Genomic DNA, 16298 nt, shown 5'->3' on the forward strand with positions numbered 1-16298 from the left:
TGGATCTTCCACTCGAATTATTAATTAGGCGAGTCGGACTGATCGGTACGCGATAGCACGGTATTTTCACCCAGGTGAGGCCGTATCAGGTAGCGACCGAGACGATCACCGCACTGGTCGCGACGACGGTTGCTGGACTTTCGCTAGCCATGCCGATCGATTTCGGCTGGACCTCCAATACCTCCGCGCTGCAATTGGATCTGATGGCATATACGCTGCCGCGCGCCATCGGTGCGGGCGTACTGGTGGCCATGATCTCCGCGGTGCTGATCACCACCCTCGGCAGCATTGTCATCGCCTGGTCCACCGCGCTCGGCGGGCTGCTCGCGCTGACCGTGAACCACATCTTCGGGCATGAGAGCCCACCGGTCGGCGCGCTGTCCACCATGAATTTCATCGACGCGCTGGCGGGCGGGCTGGTGCTGGGCTCGCTCGGCGCGGCGGTGCTGCATCATCGTTTGCCCGCGTACGGCTGGACGCTCGGGGTCATCACCAGTGTGCTGCTCGGCTCGGTCAGTCCGATCCCGCATCTGGGCGGGGTGCTCAAGGACGGCTCGGGCGACAGCGCCTGGGAGGCGATGGATATGCCGCCGCTGTGGATGCTGGAGACCGCGCTGGTGCTGGTGGCCATCGGCACGCTGAGCAATCGCAATCGCAAACCGGCCGAACGCCCCTCGATCGAATTGCCGCTGGCGCCGATTCTGGCGGGTGTGGTGCTGGTGCTGGTCACGGTGGCCAGTGCGGAATGGCTGTCGCGGCACGGTGACAGTTTCGCCGGTGTCGGGCTGGCGGTGCTGACCACGGTGGCGACCGCGCTCATCGCGGCCATGCTGCTGCCGGGTCGCGATGGTGAATTGGTGCTGGTGATCGTGGGTTTGGCGGCGGTGGGTTCCTCCGCGCTGGCGGCGGAATTGCCCGCCTGGACCATTCCGGTCGCGGTCGCCATCACGGTGTTCGGCATGTGGTACGGCACCCGCCGGGGTGCGCCGATGACGTGTCTGGTGCTGATACTGCTGCTCGGCCTGTTCACCGCGATGACCGCGGATTCGGATTGGGCGGTGCTGACGGTCGGCGGTACGGCGGTGCTGGCCTGGCTCACCGGCTACGGATTGACCTCGGCGAACCCGCGTTTCGTGCCGAACCGGGTGCTGGCCACCATCATCGTGTTCATTCCGTCGGCGGTGCTCGGCCTGCGCGACTACGTGGCCCGCGGGCACTACGCCATGCAGGATTCCAGCCGGGCGGTGGTGTGCACGGTGGTCTCGGAGGACACCTCCGCGCCCGCGTGGACGGCGAGCCTGATCGTGATCGGCTGCATCGTCGGCCTGTATGCCCTGCGCCGCAATCGTTCCGCGGCGACTCCCGAAGCCGAGGCGAGTGCCGCGGGTACCCCGGTTACCGAGCCACCTGGTTCAGCGGCAGCGGATTGACCGCGGGTTCGGCCGCGAACCAGGTGCGATAGAACAGCGTGACGTATCCGGCGAGCAGGCCGAGGATCACCACACCGGCGGGCACCGGGTTCTGCGCGATCTCCAGCGACAGATACCGGTAACCGAGCAGCAGCAGCGCCACCAGAGCCGCACCGCCCGCGACCAATTGCACGCGGGCGCGATCCCAGCCGCGCTCGGGTTCGCGCAGCGCGGATTCGATGGCCAGGCACAGCACCGCGCCCGCGACCAGATCCGCGCCGTAGTGGTAGCCGAAGCCGAGCGTGGCCGAGAGGGTGGCGATGAGCCAGAAGGTGCCGCCCCAGCGCAGCCAGGTCGGTGCGGGCGCACCGTCGGCGTCGCGGCGGGAGTGAATGAAGATGGTCAGCGCCCACGCGGTGTGCAGCGAGGGCATGCAATTGCGCGGTGCGAGGTTGCCGAACGGGAGCGCGCCGGGGTGAAGATCGATGGGCGGCACCACATTCGGCCAGTAGTCGCCGAGCGCGAAGCCCTTGCCGTCCGCGCCGTAGGCGAAGATGGGGCCGACCACGGGGAAGATCACGTAGAACAGCGGGCCGATGAGTCCGACCACCAGGAAGGTGCGAACCAGGTAGTGCCCCGGCCATTTTCCGGTGGTGACGACGCCGCGCAGCTGCCAGATGGTGACGATCATCGCGCCGACGGGCAGTTCGATGTACACCCAGTGCAGGACGAAACTCGCTATCGGCCCGAGGAATTCGAGCACCTGCCCCATCACCCAGGACGGATTGCCGAGGGCGTGGTCGACCAGCACCACGTGTTCGTCGAGCACCTTGGGCCCGGCCATCATGGTGACCATCAGCCAGACTTCGGCGACCTTGCTGGACAGCGTGAGCAGGATGCCGAGCGCGGCGGCGTGCAGGGCATTGCGTTTATCGGTGCCCTCCCAGCCGAAGTTCGCGATCAGCACGATGGCGGTGAGCACGATGACCGGACCGTTGCCCAGGGCCAGCGGTCCGCCGCTGAGGCTGCGCACCACCTGGTAGACCAGGTCGATCCCGGCGGCCGCGCCGACGGCGATGAAGCGCCGTCGCCAGTTCAATCCGATCAGGGCCAGGCCGAGTCCGGCCCACGGCACGGTGACCGATTTGGGGGTGCCCGCGTAGTCCGCCCAGAGGCTTTCCAGCGGGCCGAGGAAGTCATTGCGGGCCGCGACGATCTGCAGTGCGATGAGCAGCACGGGGACGGCGGTCAGCAGCGCCGTGAGCTGGAGGCGCCGCGAGGGCAGCCATGAGGTCCGGCGTGCTCCACCCACCGTTTCGGGACGCGGACCGTCGAGCAACACCGGACCATAGTAAACGCCGTGTGAACGCCAGCCCCCGGGCCCGCTGAACACGAGCGGTCATCCCCGCCGCGCAGCTCCCGGTCAGCCCTGGCCAGCGCATACGCCGTTCAACCTGGCGTAACCGAAATCACACCCGCGCGAAACGGGCGCGGTGCGCGAAACCTACTGTGCCAGTTCCTTGACGAGGGAGTCGACGACGCTGACCAGATCGCCCTGATTGGCCGCGGCGACCCGGCGCTGGCGCTGATACGAGGCACCGCGCTTGGGGATATCGGCGACCAGTGCCAGCTCGTTCTCACAGCCCAGGCTCTTGGCGGTCGGTTCCAGCCGGTTCAGCAGTTCCATCAGGTCATCGGTGACCAGCCGCTCATTGCTCGCGGCGTCGGTGATGATGATGGCGTCCAGCCCGTAGCGGGCCGCGCGCCACTTGTTCTCCTGCACATGCCAGGGCGGGATGGTCGGCAGCGTTTCCCCCGCTTCGACGCGGCGGTCCAGATCCACGATGAGGCAGTGGATGAGCGCCACGATGGCGGAGAGTTCGGATCGGCTCGGGGTGCCGTCGCAGATGCGGACCTCGATGGTGCCCCATTTGGGCGCGGGGCGGATGTCCCAGTGCATGCCGCCGATCTGTTCGAACACACCGGTTTTCATCTGGTCGTGCGCGAAAGCCTCGAACTGCGTCCAGTTTTCGAATTGGAAGGGCAGTCCGGCGGTGGGCAGCTGCTGGAACATGAGCGCGCGATTGCTGGCGTAGCCGGTGTCGACGCCCGCCCACATCGGGGAGGAGCTGGACAGCGCGAGCAGGTGTGGATACGACAGCAGCAGGCTGTTCAGGATCGGGAAGACCTTCTCCGGGTGCGAGATTCCCACGTGCACGTGCACGCCCCAGATCAGCATCTGGCGGCCCCACCACTGGGTGCGCTCGATCAGTTCGTCGTAATGCGGACTGCGCGTGAGCTGTTGGGTGGACCACTGCGCGAACGGATGGGTGCCCGCGCAGAAGAGGTCGACGCCCAGCGGATCGGCGGCGCGGCGCACGGCATCCATGGTGGCGTGCAGTTCGTCCACCGCTTCGCCCGCGGTGTCGTGCTTACCGGTGACCAGCTCGACGGTATTGCGCAGCAGTTCCTTGGTGATCTGCGGATGACCGTCCCACGAGCGGAGATCGCCGCACGCCTCGAAAACCGCTGCGGCCGTGTTGGAAAGGTCGCGCGTCTGCTTGTCGACGAGCGCGACCTCCCACTCCACGCCGAGCGTGGGCCGAGGCGAACTGTTGAAGTGGACCTTCGAAATGCCTGCCCCGGCCATGGTTCACCTATGGGTTATGCGATCACGCCGCAGGCGACGCGAGCGCCAGCGTCACCGGTCGCCAGTGTTTCGGCGTCCGGCCCGGCGGCGCCACCGGCCTGGGTGTATCGACTCGGAATATTGCCGAAGTTGTCCGCACCCGCGTGGATGATCAGGGCCTTGCCCTTGAGCTCGTCCAGTGTCACGGAGTCGGTGGTGGTGACCAGCTTGGCCGTACCGTCGTTCTTGACCTCGAGCGAGGTGAGGTCACCGCTGGCCGGATGGGTATTGGCGTCGCCGGCCTGGAAGTGCCCACCGGCGGAGAGGAAGTCACCGGCAGCGCCGCCGGTGGGTGCCACGGAGTTCGGCTCGCACTTGCCGACCTGATGCACGTGCAGACCGTGGAAGCCCGGCTTGAGGCCGTGCGCCTCGACCGTGACCTCGAGGTGGTTGCCGACCTTGCCGAAGGTGACGGTGCCGACGGCCTGGCCGTTCGAATCCTTCAGCGTGGAGCTGACGGAATCGGTGGGCGGGGTGGTGAGGCCACCGTGTGCCGCGCCCGCCGGTGCGGGAGAGCTGGTGAAGACCGGCGGGGTCGTCCCCTTGACGTCACTCGATTCCTGGCCGTTCGAGCATCCTGCGATGCCGAAGACCGCGACCGCGAGCACCGGGGTCACAGTCCACCAGGACGGGCGACGAGTTGTGGACGGGGCCATCGGGGAACTCCTTTACGAGTCCGAGTTTACGAAAAGCTGGACGGACATGATTACTACTCGGACAAGATGATGCCAGAGCCGTGACCCACTCCCCCGCAGGGGCTGGCGGGGTGTTCGAGCGCCGTGCGGTTGCCGCCGGCAAGCGGGTCAGTTGCCGGTCACTATGACGATGACACCGGGCGGGCTGTCCAGTATTCCGGCGAATCGCGGTTCCGCGGCGACGCCGAGCTGCGCGGCGATGGCCTGCGCGGCGGCCTTCTCGCCGGGCGAAGTGCCGTAGTACACAGTGGTTTTCGGGATGACGCCGGAACCGTAGTTGCCGGTCTCGGCGATATTCCAGCCGTTCGCGACGAGATCACCGGCGGTTTTGGCGGCCAGGCCCGCGACCATGCTGTTGTTGAAAACCCTTACGGGAACGGACTTGTCGACCGCACCCGCCGGCGGGGTGGTGGTCACCGGGGGCGGGGTGGTGGCCGGCGGAGTGGTCTCCGGGGCGGCGCTGCTCACCGGTGGCGTGGTCACCACCGGCGGCAATGATGATGAAAGTGCCGGTGCGAGTGTGGTACTCGGCACAGTCGTGGAGGGTCCGGTCGAGGCGTCGGCGTCGGAGGAGTCCGAACTCGACAGCGACATCGCGCCGATTCCGGCGAAGACGATTGCCAGCGCGATCAACACCATGGCCAGCGCCCGCAGCGGCGGACCGCCGGACGGCGAATTCGGAGTGCTCACGGCGTGGAGCCTAATCGCTGCGTCGGCTCGGGGCGGTTCACACCTGGAATCCGAGACGGCGTGCGGCCCTGGTCTTCTGACGACTGGCCCGCAACCGGCGCAGGCGCTTCACCAGCATGGGGTCCGCGGCCAGGGCTTCGGGCTTGTCGACGACGGCGTTGAGCACCTGGTAGTAGCGGGTGGCGGAGAGGTCGAACAGCTCCCGGATGGCTTCTTCCTTGGCGCCGGCGTACTTCCACCATTTGCGCTCGAAGTCGAGGATGTCGAGTTCGCGTCGCGAGAGGCCGTGCGCGCCATCCGCGCTCATCGCCGTGGCGCCGGCCGCGCTGTCCGCGCTCACGGAAAGGTCGTCCCCGCTTGCGGAAATGTTCCGGGCCGCTGCGCTGTCCATAGTGCTCCCTCGCCGAGTGGTCACCAGACGAATATGGTGCTTGTGTCCGTCGCCCATTCAACCACGCGGCGCAGACTTCCCGGCGCGTACCGTTCGGCGTGTTTTGGTGAACAAACCCCCGGCGTGTCGGGCTGTCGGAAGGTCGTTTCAAGGGGCCCGTAACCTCCCGGTAGGGTGTTCTACATGGCTATTCTCCCGATCGTCATCGTCGGCGACCCGGTTCTGCACAACCCGACCGAGAAGGTCGAGCAGACACCCGAGGAACTGGCCGAGTTGATCGCGGACATGTACGAAACCCTCGATGCCGCGCACGGTGTCGGCCTGGCCGCCAATCAGGTCGGCGTCCCGCTGCGACTGTTCGTCTACGACTGCCCCGACGAGGGCCCGGACGGCAAGATGGTGCGCCGTCGCGGCGCGGTGATCAATCCGGTGCTGGAAACCTCCGCGCTGCCCGAGACCATGCCCGATCCGGATGACGACGAGGAGGGCTGCCTCTCGGTTCCGGGCGAGCAGTTCCCCACCGGTCGCGCCGACTGGGCCAGGGTCACCGGTATCGACGAGCACGGCGAACCGGTCGATATCGAGGGCGAGGACTTCTTCGCGCGCATGCTCCAGCACGAGGTCGGCCATCTGGACGGCTTCCTGTACGTGGATGTGCTGATCGGCCGCAACGCGCGCGCCGCCAAGAAGGCCATCAAGCGGAACGGCTGGGGCACACCGGGTTTGAGCTGGATCCCGGGCACCGTCCCGGATCCGTTCGGGCATGACGACTGACCCCCCGTCGCCCGATCCTTCGCTGCCACCACTCGGACGCCGGGTGGTGGTGCGCTATCGGCTGCCCGAGGGTTATCCACAACCGCTCACAGATGTGATCGGTGAACTCGTCGCGACCGATCCCCTCACCGTGCGCACCGGCGACGGTCAGGTGGTCTCGGTGGCCTGGGATCGCGTGGTGGCGTGGAAGGAATTGGGCCCCAGGCCCATTCGGACCAGTGAGATCCGCGCGCTGGAGGCCGCGGCCGCCGATGGCTGGCCCGGGGTGCGGCGCGCCTGGATCGACGGCTGGCTGCTGCGTGCCGGCGACGGTTACACCGGGCGGGCGAACTCCGCTGTGCCGCTGGGCGGTTCGGACGGTCCCGCGCTGACCTCCACCGAGACCGTGCACAAGATCGGCGAGTGGTACACCGCGCACGGGTTGCCGCTGCAATTGCTGCTGCCGGATCGGCTGGCGCTGGTGCCCGCGGGCTGGCGCACCTGGAGCGAAACCCTGGTGCTGGCCGTCGATATCGCGACCATGGTGCTGCCGCCGGGTCCGCCCATGGTGCGGATCGCGAGTGAGCCCGATGGCGCGTGGCTGTCCATGCATCGGCATCGCGGCGGCGACAACACCATCGGCTCGACGCCGACGGTGGATGTGCTCACCGCCGTGCGCGACGGCGAATTGGGTTTCGCCACACTGGGTTTGCCCTCACCGCTGGCCATCGGCCGGGCCGCGGTCACCACCGCGCCGGACGGCCGCCGCTGGGTGGGGCTGACCTGTCTCACGGTCGCGGCCGAACATCGCAGGCACGGACTCGGTGCGCTGGTGTGCGCCGAGCTGATCCGCTGGGGCGCGGCGCGCGCGGCGACACACGCGTACGTTCAGGTGGAGGCCGGTAATGAACCGGCGCTGGCGCTGTACCGCGAACTGGGTTTCGTCGACCACCATCGCTACCGGTACGCCGCGCCCTGAATTTCCGAAAGTACATAGCTCAGTACATATTTCCGAAAGGCTTTGCTGTGCGTCTCGCGACCTGGAACGTGAATTCGATTCGCTCCCGGCAGGATCGGGTGCTGGCCTGGCTGGATCGGTCGGATATCGATGTGCTGGCCATGCAGGAAACCAAATGCAAGGACGAGCAGTTCCCGTTCGAGGCGTTCGAGGCCGCCGGGTACGAGGTCGCGCATGTGGGCTACAACCAGTGGAACGGGGTGGCCATCGCGTCGCGCATCGGTCTCGACGATGTCGAGATCGGCTTTCCGGAGCAGCCCGGCTTCGATAAGGACGCGGGCGAATCCCTGCTGAGCACACCGGTGGTGGAGGCCCGCGCCATCGGCGCGACCTGCGGTGGCGTGCGGGTGTGGAGCCTGTACGTGCCCAATGGCCGGGCGCTGGACGATCCGCACTACACCTACAAGCTGGAATGGCTTGCGGCGCTGCGCAATGCGGGCGGCAAGTGGCTCGCCGAGGATCCGGACGCGCGGATCGCCCTGGTCGGCGACTGGAATATCGCGCCCACCGACGCGGACGTGTGGTCGCCGGAGTTCTTCGAGGGCAAGACGCACACCTCCGCCCCGGAGCGCGATGCCTTCGAGGCCATGACCGAGGCGGGCTTCACGGACGTCATGCGGCCGTACCATCCGGGGCCGGGCGTCTATACGTACTGGGATTACACGCAGCTGCGCTTCCCCCGCAAGGAGGGCATGCGCATCGACTTCATCCTCGGCTCACCCGAGCTGTCGTCCCGGGTGAGCGATGCGAACGTGGACCGCGAGGAGCGAAAGGGCAAGGGCGCCAGCGATCACGCGCCCGTCGTCGCCGATATCGCGGACTGAGCCGATCGGCTCGGACTAGGCCGGGCGCGTCTTGATGGCGTCCCGGGAGATGAAGACGTCATAGCTGCCGCCGGTGGCGATGACGGCATTGCCGTACGCCGAGCGCACGAACGGCTTGGTGTACCAGGTCTGATCCTTCATATCCTTGAAGAAATCGCCGTCGCCGCCATTGAGGAAGATCTGGTTCTGCTTGGTGGCGATGCCGTCCAGGCGCTGACCGTAGAGCCGGGTGACCTTGTAGCCGGAGTTGAAGCCGAGCGCGTTCACCCACGGTTCCAGTTCGACGATATTGGCCTGGAGCACCCACATATCGCCCTCCACTTGATATTTCAGGTGCTGCTCGTCGTGGTCCTTGTCCCCGTAGAGGGTGAGGTCGACGTCCATCAGATGTTCCTGCCCGGCGACGGGCGTGGTCACGATGTGCGCCGCCTTGATCTCACCGGTGAGGCCGAGGAACGTTTGCAACAGGGTGGTGATCCAAAGGATCACCACCGCAACGAGAATCAGCGAGACAGCGCCCGCGCCGCGCCCGGCGATGACTTTGAAGCCCACCTTGCGTGCCTTGAACAGCGCAGTAACCAACAGGGCGATCGCACCGATCGCGAGCACGGCAATCAGGATCTGAATCCAGCCGAAGGACACCGGGAAGACCATGCGGTAGTTGTACCCGGTTCTACCGACACATCACAGCAGGTAGGGCAGAGAAATGGCGTGTTGCGTCGGCGAGTCGCCAAACCCACCGCGCTGAAACACTTCTCACCCCCCATAACAGTCCGACCCCCGCACCTCGGGTGCGGGGGTCGGGAGAGTCGCAGAGAGGTCAGAAAGCCGCTTCGTCCAGCTTCATGATGTCGTTGTCGATGGCCTCGACAACCGCGCGCACACCGGTGATGAGCGGCAGCTTGTTCTTGGCGAAGAACGACGCCACCGCGACCTTGCCGGTGTAGAAGTTCTTGTCCTTCTCGGCGGCTCCGGCATCCAGCGCCGCCTGCGCGATGGCCGCGTGCTCCAGCAACCGCCACGCGATGACGAGATCGCCTACGGCGTACAGGAATCGGACCGAACCGAGGCCGACCTTGTACAGCTCCTCCGGGTTCTGCTGCGAAGCCATCAGGTACCCGGTCAGCGCCGCCGCCATGGCCTGCACATCGGCGAGGGCGGTGCCGAGGAAACCGCGCTCGACCTTGAACTGGTCCGGGCCGCCCTCGACGAACTTCTGGATCAGCCCGGCGACGTGCGCCAGCGCGACGCCCTTATCGCGAATGATCTTGCGGAAGAAGAAGTCCTGCGCCTGGATGGCGGTGGTGCCCTCGTACAGCGAGTCGATCTTGCAGTCGCGGATGTACTGCTCGATCGGGTAGTCCTGCAGGTAGCCCGAGCCACCCAGGGTCTGTAGCGATTCGGTGAGCGTCTCGTACGCGCGATCGGAGCCGCAACCCTTCACGATCGGCAGCAGCAGATCGTTGACCCGCTCGGCGGTTTCGGCGTCGATACCGTAATTCGCCTGTGCCACATCGGCGTTCTGGTAGGAGGCGCAGTACATGTACAGCGCGCGCAGGCCCTCGGCGTACGCCTTCTGGGTGGCCAGCGAGCGGCGCACATCCGGGTGGTGGGTGATGGTGACGCGCGGTGCGGCCTTATCGGTCATCTGGGTCAGGTCCGCACCCTGGACGCGCTGCTTGGCGTACTCCAGCGCGTTCAGGTAACCGGTGGACAGTGCGCCGGTGGCCTTGGTGCCCACCATCATTCGCGCGTTCTCGATGACCTTGAACATCTGCGCGATGCCATTGTGCTTATCGCCGACCAGGTAACCGACGGCCGGGATATCGCCGCCGAAGGTGATCTCACAGGTGGGCGAGGACTTGATGCCCATCTTGTGCTCGACGCCGGTGACCAGCGCGCCGTTCTTCTCGCCGATCGCCATGGTCTCGGGATCGAAGTGGAAGCGCGGCACGATGAACAGCGACAGGCCCTTGGTGCCCGGCCCCGCGCCCTCGGGGCGGGCCAGCACCAGGTGGAAGATGTTGTCGGCGGTATCGCCGACGTCGCCGCCGGAGATGAAGCGCTTCACGCCTTCGATATGCCAGGTGCCGTCGGACTGCTGCACGGCCTTGGTGCGGCCCATGCCGACATCGGAGCCGGCGTCGGGCTCGGTGAGCACCATGGTGCCGCCCCAGCGGTTCTCCCAGGCGTGCGCGGCCCAGCGCTGCTGCTGTTCGGTGCCCTCGTCGAAGATCACCTTGTGCATGAGCGGGCCCATGTTGAAGAAGCTGGCCGAGTTGTTCGCGGCCACGATCATTTCCTGGATGCCCCAGATGAGCGCGTTGGGCGCGGGCACACCGCCCATGTCCTCGGACATGCCGAGACCGGAGTACCCGGCGTCGTTGACCGCGGCGACGGTCTTGCGCAGCAGGTCCGGCACGATGATGGTGTTGTTCGCGGCATCGAATTCGACCGGGGTGCGGTCGCCTTCGACGAAGGATTCGGCGACCGGGCCCTCCGCGAGCCGCAGCACCTCGGTGAGCATGTCGCGGGCGGTCTCGCCGTCGAGATCACCGTAGGCGCCCGTATCGAGCAGCGCCCCGATTCCCAGTACTTCGAACAAGTTGAACTCGATGTCTCGCAGGTTCGCCTTGTAATGGGACACGGGAATGGCCTCCTCGCCTAGGTCTTCTTGATCAGAGCGAAGTTTGCCGTACGGCCGTTCGGCTACGCCACCGTAGCCATGAGTGCCGCCGGTCACGTCTTGCTTTTTCGAGAATTGGTCACCTGATCAGCGGGAACCGGTCGCGAAGCGTTCCCGGCCGGTTCCCATTGATCTTGGTAAAGAGGTTACGCGGTGCCCCGCGCGGCACGGCCGTACAGGGCGCGCGCCTGTGCCGGAGTCACCGTGACCGGGTTGGCCGGGACGCCCGCGGCGATGTGTTCGCGGAGCAGGCGGCCGGTCATGGGGCCCAGGACGCCGTGGGCGACACGGACTTTGAAGCGGTCGCTCTTGAGCATGGCCGTCACCAGGCGAACGGCGCGCGGGTACGCCCTGTCGAGAATGCCCGGCTGATCGAAACCGCCGGTCTCGCGCATCCACTTCGGCAGCGACGCGATGGCGGCCGGGGCCACGATGCGACTGCCGATCCACAGCTTCACGCCCTTGGCGCGCGGGGTGAAGAGCAGGTAGTGCATGCCTTCGCGCGCCCGCTCCGAGGTGCACAGCTTGGGCCGCATCATGGCGAAGTACTCGCGCACTTCCTCCCGCGAGGTCGGCACATCGGCGGGCTTGCAGGTCTGCAATTCGGCCGCGGTGACGCAGTCGGCCCAGTACTGCCGCTCCTCCTCCGGGGTCAGCTTGCCCGGCCCGTACATCTCGTAGCATTTGAGCACCGAATGCCAGCCGGTGACGTGAATCCACAGCTGTGAGTCGGGATTGTTTGCGCTGTAACGCTTTCCGCTGATCGGCTCGATGCCGTTCGCCTTGGCGTGCACCTGCATCAGATGTTCGGACGCCTCGATGCACATGCGGCTGTCGCCGACGGCGGCGATCAGGAAATACGCGAAGGTGTGGTCGAGCCGCCCGCGCGGATCACTGTAGATACCGCCGACATCCGCGACCGCCGCCGTGAGCGCGGGATCGAAATGCTCGAGGGTGACCGCGCGCTGGAATCCGATGATCGCGGTCGGTGCGGTCCACACCTTCCAGGTGGGCGAGTCCGGCCCGAAGAAGCCGTAGTCGACCTCCCGGATGGTGCGGGCGGGTGCGTCGAACTGGGGACGCTCGTTCACCGTCATCGTCTGCTCCTTTGCAGCGCTCAGGGGTTCATCTCATACTGCCCTGCGAGGGCTCTGACCTGCTTCAACACGGACTCGAAGCGGGTCGCGTCCGCGATCGGCCTGCGGACCAGATCGAGGGCGCGGGTCTGCTGCGCCTTGGTGGCGGAGGGCTTGGCGCTCAGCGCGACCGCGTGCTTGGAGAAGTCGCGCACGAAGATGTCGAAGAGCTGATCGAGGACCTCGGCGTCGGCTCCGGCGATATCGGCCTGCTCCAGGATGAGCTGGGCGTACGGGACCATCGTGAAGAGTTCGCCGAGACCGAAGAGAAAATCGACATCCGCCTGCTGCGCGCGAGTCGGGGTGGCCGCGGCCAGCAGGGTCTGCAGGCCGAGGGCCTGCTCCAGGAAGACCGCGACATTCGGGATGTGCGCGAACTTCTCGAAGACCGGACGCCAGTCCGCGAAGCGAATGCGGCCCAGGCCCGAGCTCGGACCCTGCCGCCAGAGGAATTCGTCATCCGCGGCATCACGCCGGGTCGGCACGGGAGCATATGCGGCACTGGACAATTCATCGCGCAGCTTGGGCACCAGATTGCCCGCGCGCGGGGTGACGCGGCGGCTGGTCCAGCTCAGCGCCTCCGCGGCGGCGCGGGCCGCACCCTTGGGAGCGGCACCGGGCAGGTAGCGCAGCGCTGCGAGCGCGGCATCGGACGGATGGAACATGTAGTTGGGCATGAACTTCAGCGACAGCGCCATATTCACGTGCACGGTGCCCTCGAGCCGGGGCAGGCCGAACATGCCGACCATGGCCATCGGGAAGTACATATCGTTCTCGAAGCCGCGCGCGGCGATGACATCGGCGAGATCCTCGTAGATCTTCTGCCCGGTGCGGGTGACCGACATCTTCTCGATGGCGCTCACCAGCAGGTATCGCCGGTCGTTCGGGTTGGCCGAGCGCATGTAGTCGATGGCACGCTCACTGTAGAGCTTCATGCCGATCAGGCGCGCGAAGCTGTCCGCCAGCAGCGATTTCACCTGCGGGAACTCGGTGACCTTGTGCCCGAACAGGATTCGGTTCTCGGCATGGGTGACGGCCTCGTACATGGCGTGCTCGCACGCGCCGACCGCACCGAAGCCGAGGTTGAACTTGCCGACGTTGACGGTGTTCATGGCGGCGTCGAAGGCGGCGCGACCGGTGTGCAGGATATCGGCCTCGGCGACCGGGTATTTGTCGAGTTCGAATGCGGCGACGTACATCTGGGAGTCGACGACGTTCTTCTGCAGCTTGTAATTCTTGTGCCGGGAGTCGGCGGCGAAGAACAGGTAGCCCGAGTATTCCTCGTCGGTCATCTTCCGCTGGAAGTCGGCGGAGTCGATGATCGGTTTGTCGGCGCGGCGGCCGAATACCGAAACCATCGCCGCCGCATTGCCATTGCCGATGTAGTACTTGCCGCCGGACGCGGTGAACCCGCCACCGCGGGTCTTCGGCTCCAGGATCATGTCGGTGGAGTACACGTCCGCGCCGTGCGCCTGTTCGGACAGGCCGAAGGCGAAGATCTCACCGGAGTCGAGCGCGGCGGCCGCGCGCGCCTTGGCCTCGGCGTTCGCGCTCTGCCAGATCGGCCCGAGGCCGAGGATGGTGACCTGCCAGACGTACCAGTACTGCATGCCGTAGAAGCCGAGGATCTTGCTCATCATGGCGATGCGCGCGGTGTCCCAGCGCTTGTTCGGATCGCCGTTGCCCTCGGCGGCCGGGGTCAGGAAGGTCGCGAAAACCCGTTCGCTCTTGATGAAGTCGAGGAAATCGGAGTACCAGACGCGGTCGCGGCTGTCGGCGAGCAGCCGGACCTTGCCGTGGCTCTCGAACCAGTTGACGGTGGCGCGCAGCAGTCGACGGGTCTCCGCGTCGAACTCCGCGAACTCATGGGTCTTCGGGTTGAACAGGGTCTCGGTCATCTCGTCTTCCTCGGAGCGGCGGGCGCGGGCGAACCACGGCTTTCCTTCGTGAATGTAGCATTATTATTCACGCCTGTAGGAAATGATCTCGCAACCGCCTCGGCGCACGAAGTTCACATACCGGGCCACCGCGCGCGTATGCCCCGCGACCAGCCGTTCACCTGCTCGTGCGCGCTGCTATGGTCGGTGCTCATGGGCACCGAATCGGCTGTACGACCCCGCCAGCGCGCGCGGCATCTGGGGCCCGAACGCCGCCGTCCGCAGGTGCTCGACACCGCGCTCCAGATCGCCGCCGACGATGGCATCGCGGCGGTCACCATCGCCGCGGTCGCCGACCGGATGAAGGTGACCAGGCCCGTGGTCTACGCCTGCTTCGCCGATCGGGTCGAACTCATCGAGGCGCTGTTGCGCCGCGAAGAGGACCTCATGCTGGCGGGCGTGCTGGACGCGCTACCCCGCCGCCGGGTCGAAGCCGATGAGGCCGTTTTCGTGGAGGGCTTCCGCGCCCTGCTGCACACCACCTCCGCGCGACCCGATGGCTGGCGACTGCTGTACGGCAACCCCGATCCGGCCGTGGCGAGTTCCTTCGGGCGGGCCCGGGAATTGGCCGTCGAGCGCTGTACCCGACGACTGCGCCCGACGCTGCGCGCCTGGGGCACCGTCGATGCCGAGCGCAAACTCGCCGCACTGGTCGAATTATGGGTATCGGCCGGGGAGGGAGCGGTGCGCACCATGCTCACCGATCCGGGCGACTGGACCCCGGATACCCTCGGCGAATTCGTCGGCGCGGCGGTGTATCGAGCACTCCGCAACGCCTGAGCAATTCTCCAGCCGCACCGGCAATTCGGTGGCTACGATGGGCAAGGGACCATCAGTCAGCGGGAGGCTCGGCGATGACGTTCTATCGACAGGTCGGGTCGGTGCCGCCCAAGCGGCACACCCAGCACCGGAATACCGAAGGCAAGCTCTACTACGAGGAGCTGATGGGTGAGGAGGGCTTCTCCGGCGACTCCTCACTGCTCTACCACCGCGGATTGCCGCCCGCCATAGTGGATTCCAGCGTCTGGGCGCTGCCCGATCAGACGCTGCATCCGAATCATCCACTGCGGCACCGGCATTTGAAACTGCATGAGCTGTTCCCCGAGGGCAAACCCGCCGAGACCGATATGGTGGACGGACGGCGGCTGATCCTCGGCAATGCCGATGTGCGCATCTCCTATGTCGCGGCGCTGCGCGAATCCCCGCTGTACCGCAATGCCATCGGCGATGAGCTGGTCTATATCGAATCCGGCGGCGGCGTGGTCGAAACGGTATTCGGGACCTTGCGGGCGCATCGGGGGCATCAGGTGCTGCTACCCCGGGCCACCACGCATCGCTGGCTACCCGACGGTCCGGAACCGTTGCGCGCCTACATTATCGAGGGCACCCGGCATATCACCCCACCCAAACGCTACCTGTCCAAATACGGGCAATTGCTGGAGCACGCGCCCTATTGCGAGCGCGATCTGCACGGCCCGGACGAACCGTTCGAAGCCACCGGAACCGATGTGGAGGTGCTGGTCAAACACCGGCCCGCCGGTGAAATCGTCGGCACCCGCATGATTTACGCCTCGCACCCCTTCGATGTGGTGGGCTGGGACGGCTGCCTGTATCCGTTCGTCTTCGATATCGCCGACTTCGAGCCGATCACCGGCCGCGTGCATCAGCCGCCGCCCGCGCATCAGGCGTTCGAGGGCAGCAATTTCGTGATCTGCAATTTCGTACCGCGCAAGGTCGACTATCACCCGCTGTCGATTCCGGTGCCGTACTACCACTCCAATGTGGACTCCGACGAGATCATGTTCTACTGCGGCGGAAATTACGAGGCGCGCAAGGGATCCGGGATCGGGCAGGGTTCGGTATCGGTGCATCCGGGCGGATACGCGCACGGTCCGCAACCGGGTGCGTACGAGCGCAGCATCGGCCTGGAGTTCTTCGACGAATTGGCCGTCATGGTCGACACCTTCCATCCGCTGCGACTCGGCACGGCAGCATTGGCCTGCGAGGACACCGGATATGCCTGGACCTGGTCCGGACGCGGACCGTCGGAATGGATTTGAGGCGACTTGA

General features: G+C 66.3%; 15 protein-coding genes. 6 read left to right on the forward strand and 9 right to left on the reverse strand.

Going from position 1 to position 16298, the window contains the following annotated elements; genetic code table 11:
* The first annotated feature begins 74 nt into the window (after positions 1–74).
* A complete protein-coding gene (locus ACFC4D_RS42610; protein WP_375960842.1) occupies positions 75–1430 on the forward strand; it encodes a hypothetical protein in 1356 nt (451 codons plus the stop codon).
* Here ACFC4D_RS42610 and ACFC4D_RS42615 read toward each other — a convergent pair.
* The 5 genes from ACFC4D_RS42615 to ACFC4D_RS42635 all read right to left on the reverse strand — a co-directional run bounded on the left by ACFC4D_RS42615 (position 1396) and on the right by ACFC4D_RS42635 (position 5790).
* The gene (locus ACFC4D_RS42615; protein ID WP_375960844.1) at positions 1396–2751 is read right to left on the reverse strand and encodes a DUF5933 domain-containing protein; all 1356 of its coding nucleotides are present in this window, start codon (positions 2749–2751) and stop codon (positions 1396–1398) included. The genes ACFC4D_RS42610 and ACFC4D_RS42615 overlap by 35 nt on opposite strands.
* A 162-nt stretch (positions 2752–2913) precedes the next feature.
* Complete coding sequence (locus tag ACFC4D_RS42620; protein ID WP_376072145.1) at positions 2914–4059, reverse strand: glutamate--cysteine ligase; 1146 nt, start codon at positions 4057–4059, stop codon at positions 2914–2916.
* A 14-nt stretch (positions 4060–4073) separates the two neighbouring features.
* Positions 4074–4754, reverse strand: a complete 681-nt coding sequence (locus ACFC4D_RS42625; RefSeq protein WP_364649621.1) for a superoxide dismutase family protein — start codon at positions 4752–4754, stop codon at positions 4074–4076.
* A gap of 147 nt (positions 4755–4901) precedes the next feature.
* On the reverse strand, positions 4902–5483 hold the full coding sequence (locus ACFC4D_RS42630) for a LytR C-terminal domain-containing protein (RefSeq protein ID WP_364649624.1): 582 nt from the start codon (positions 5481–5483) through the stop codon (positions 4902–4904).
* 37 nt (positions 5484–5520) lie between these two features.
* Positions 5521–5790: a DUF3263 domain-containing protein gene (locus ACFC4D_RS42635; protein WP_375963722.1), complete on the reverse strand. Its 270-nt coding sequence runs from the start codon at positions 5788–5790 to the stop codon at positions 5521–5523.
* 267 nt (positions 5791–6057) lie between these two features.
* Here ACFC4D_RS42635 and ACFC4D_RS42640 point away from each other — a divergent pair, with 267 nt between their 5' ends.
* Genes ACFC4D_RS42640 through ACFC4D_RS42650 form a run of 3 tightly spaced genes read left to right on the forward strand, consistent with a single transcriptional unit; the run spans position 6058 to position 8469 of the window.
* Positions 6058–6648, forward strand: a complete 591-nt coding sequence (locus ACFC4D_RS42640) for a peptide deformylase (protein WP_364649630.1) — start codon at positions 6058–6060, stop codon at positions 6646–6648.
* Positions 6638–7606, forward strand: a complete 969-nt coding sequence (locus tag ACFC4D_RS42645) for a GNAT family N-acetyltransferase (RefSeq protein ID WP_376072147.1) — start codon at positions 6638–6640, stop codon at positions 7604–7606. The genes ACFC4D_RS42640 and ACFC4D_RS42645 overlap by 11 nt, the downstream gene beginning before the upstream one ends.
* A gap of 47 nt (positions 7607–7653) precedes the next feature.
* Positions 7654–8469, forward strand: a complete 816-nt coding sequence (locus ACFC4D_RS42650) for an exodeoxyribonuclease III (RefSeq protein ID WP_375960851.1) — start codon at positions 7654–7656, stop codon at positions 8467–8469.
* Positions 8470–8484: 15 nt separating this feature from the next.
* Here ACFC4D_RS42650 and ACFC4D_RS42655 read toward each other — a convergent pair whose 3' ends face one another.
* The 4 genes from ACFC4D_RS42655 to ACFC4D_RS42670 all read right to left on the reverse strand — a co-directional run bounded on the left by ACFC4D_RS42655 (position 8485) and on the right by ACFC4D_RS42670 (position 14189).
* A complete protein-coding gene (locus ACFC4D_RS42655) occupies positions 8485–9123 on the reverse strand; it encodes a hypothetical protein (protein ID WP_364649639.1) in 639 nt (212 codons plus the stop codon).
* A gap of 166 nt (positions 9124–9289) precedes the next feature.
* Positions 9290–11116 (reverse strand): acyl-CoA dehydrogenase, encoded by a 1827-nt coding sequence (locus tag ACFC4D_RS42660; protein ID WP_375960853.1) that lies wholly within the window; start codon positions 11114–11116, stop codon positions 9290–9292.
* 185 nt (positions 11117–11301) lie between these two features.
* The gene (locus ACFC4D_RS42665; RefSeq protein WP_376072150.1) at positions 11302–12252 is read right to left on the reverse strand and encodes an oxygenase MpaB family protein; all 951 of its coding nucleotides are present in this window, start codon (positions 12250–12252) and stop codon (positions 11302–11304) included.
* A gap of 20 nt (positions 12253–12272) precedes the next feature.
* The gene (locus tag ACFC4D_RS42670) at positions 12273–14189 is read right to left on the reverse strand and encodes an acyl-CoA dehydrogenase family protein (protein WP_376072152.1); all 1917 of its coding nucleotides are present in this window, start codon (positions 14187–14189) and stop codon (positions 12273–12275) included.
* Between the two features lie 192 nt (positions 14190–14381).
* Between ACFC4D_RS42670 and ACFC4D_RS42675 the strand changes: the two genes are divergently transcribed.
* The gene (locus tag ACFC4D_RS42675) at positions 14382–15008 is read left to right on the forward strand and encodes a TetR/AcrR family transcriptional regulator (RefSeq protein ID WP_375960859.1); all 627 of its coding nucleotides are present in this window, start codon (positions 14382–14384) and stop codon (positions 15006–15008) included.
* 74 nt (positions 15009–15082) lie between these two features.
* A complete protein-coding gene (locus tag ACFC4D_RS42680; RefSeq protein WP_376072155.1) occupies positions 15083–16288 on the forward strand; it encodes a homogentisate 1,2-dioxygenase in 1206 nt (401 codons plus the stop codon).
* The last annotated feature ends 10 nt before the right edge of the window (positions 16289–16298 follow it).

Origin of the sequence: Nocardia sp. NPDC056000, from assembly GCF_042269265.1 — a bacterium.
GTDB lineage: Bacteria > Actinomycetota > Actinomycetes > Mycobacteriales > Mycobacteriaceae > Nocardia.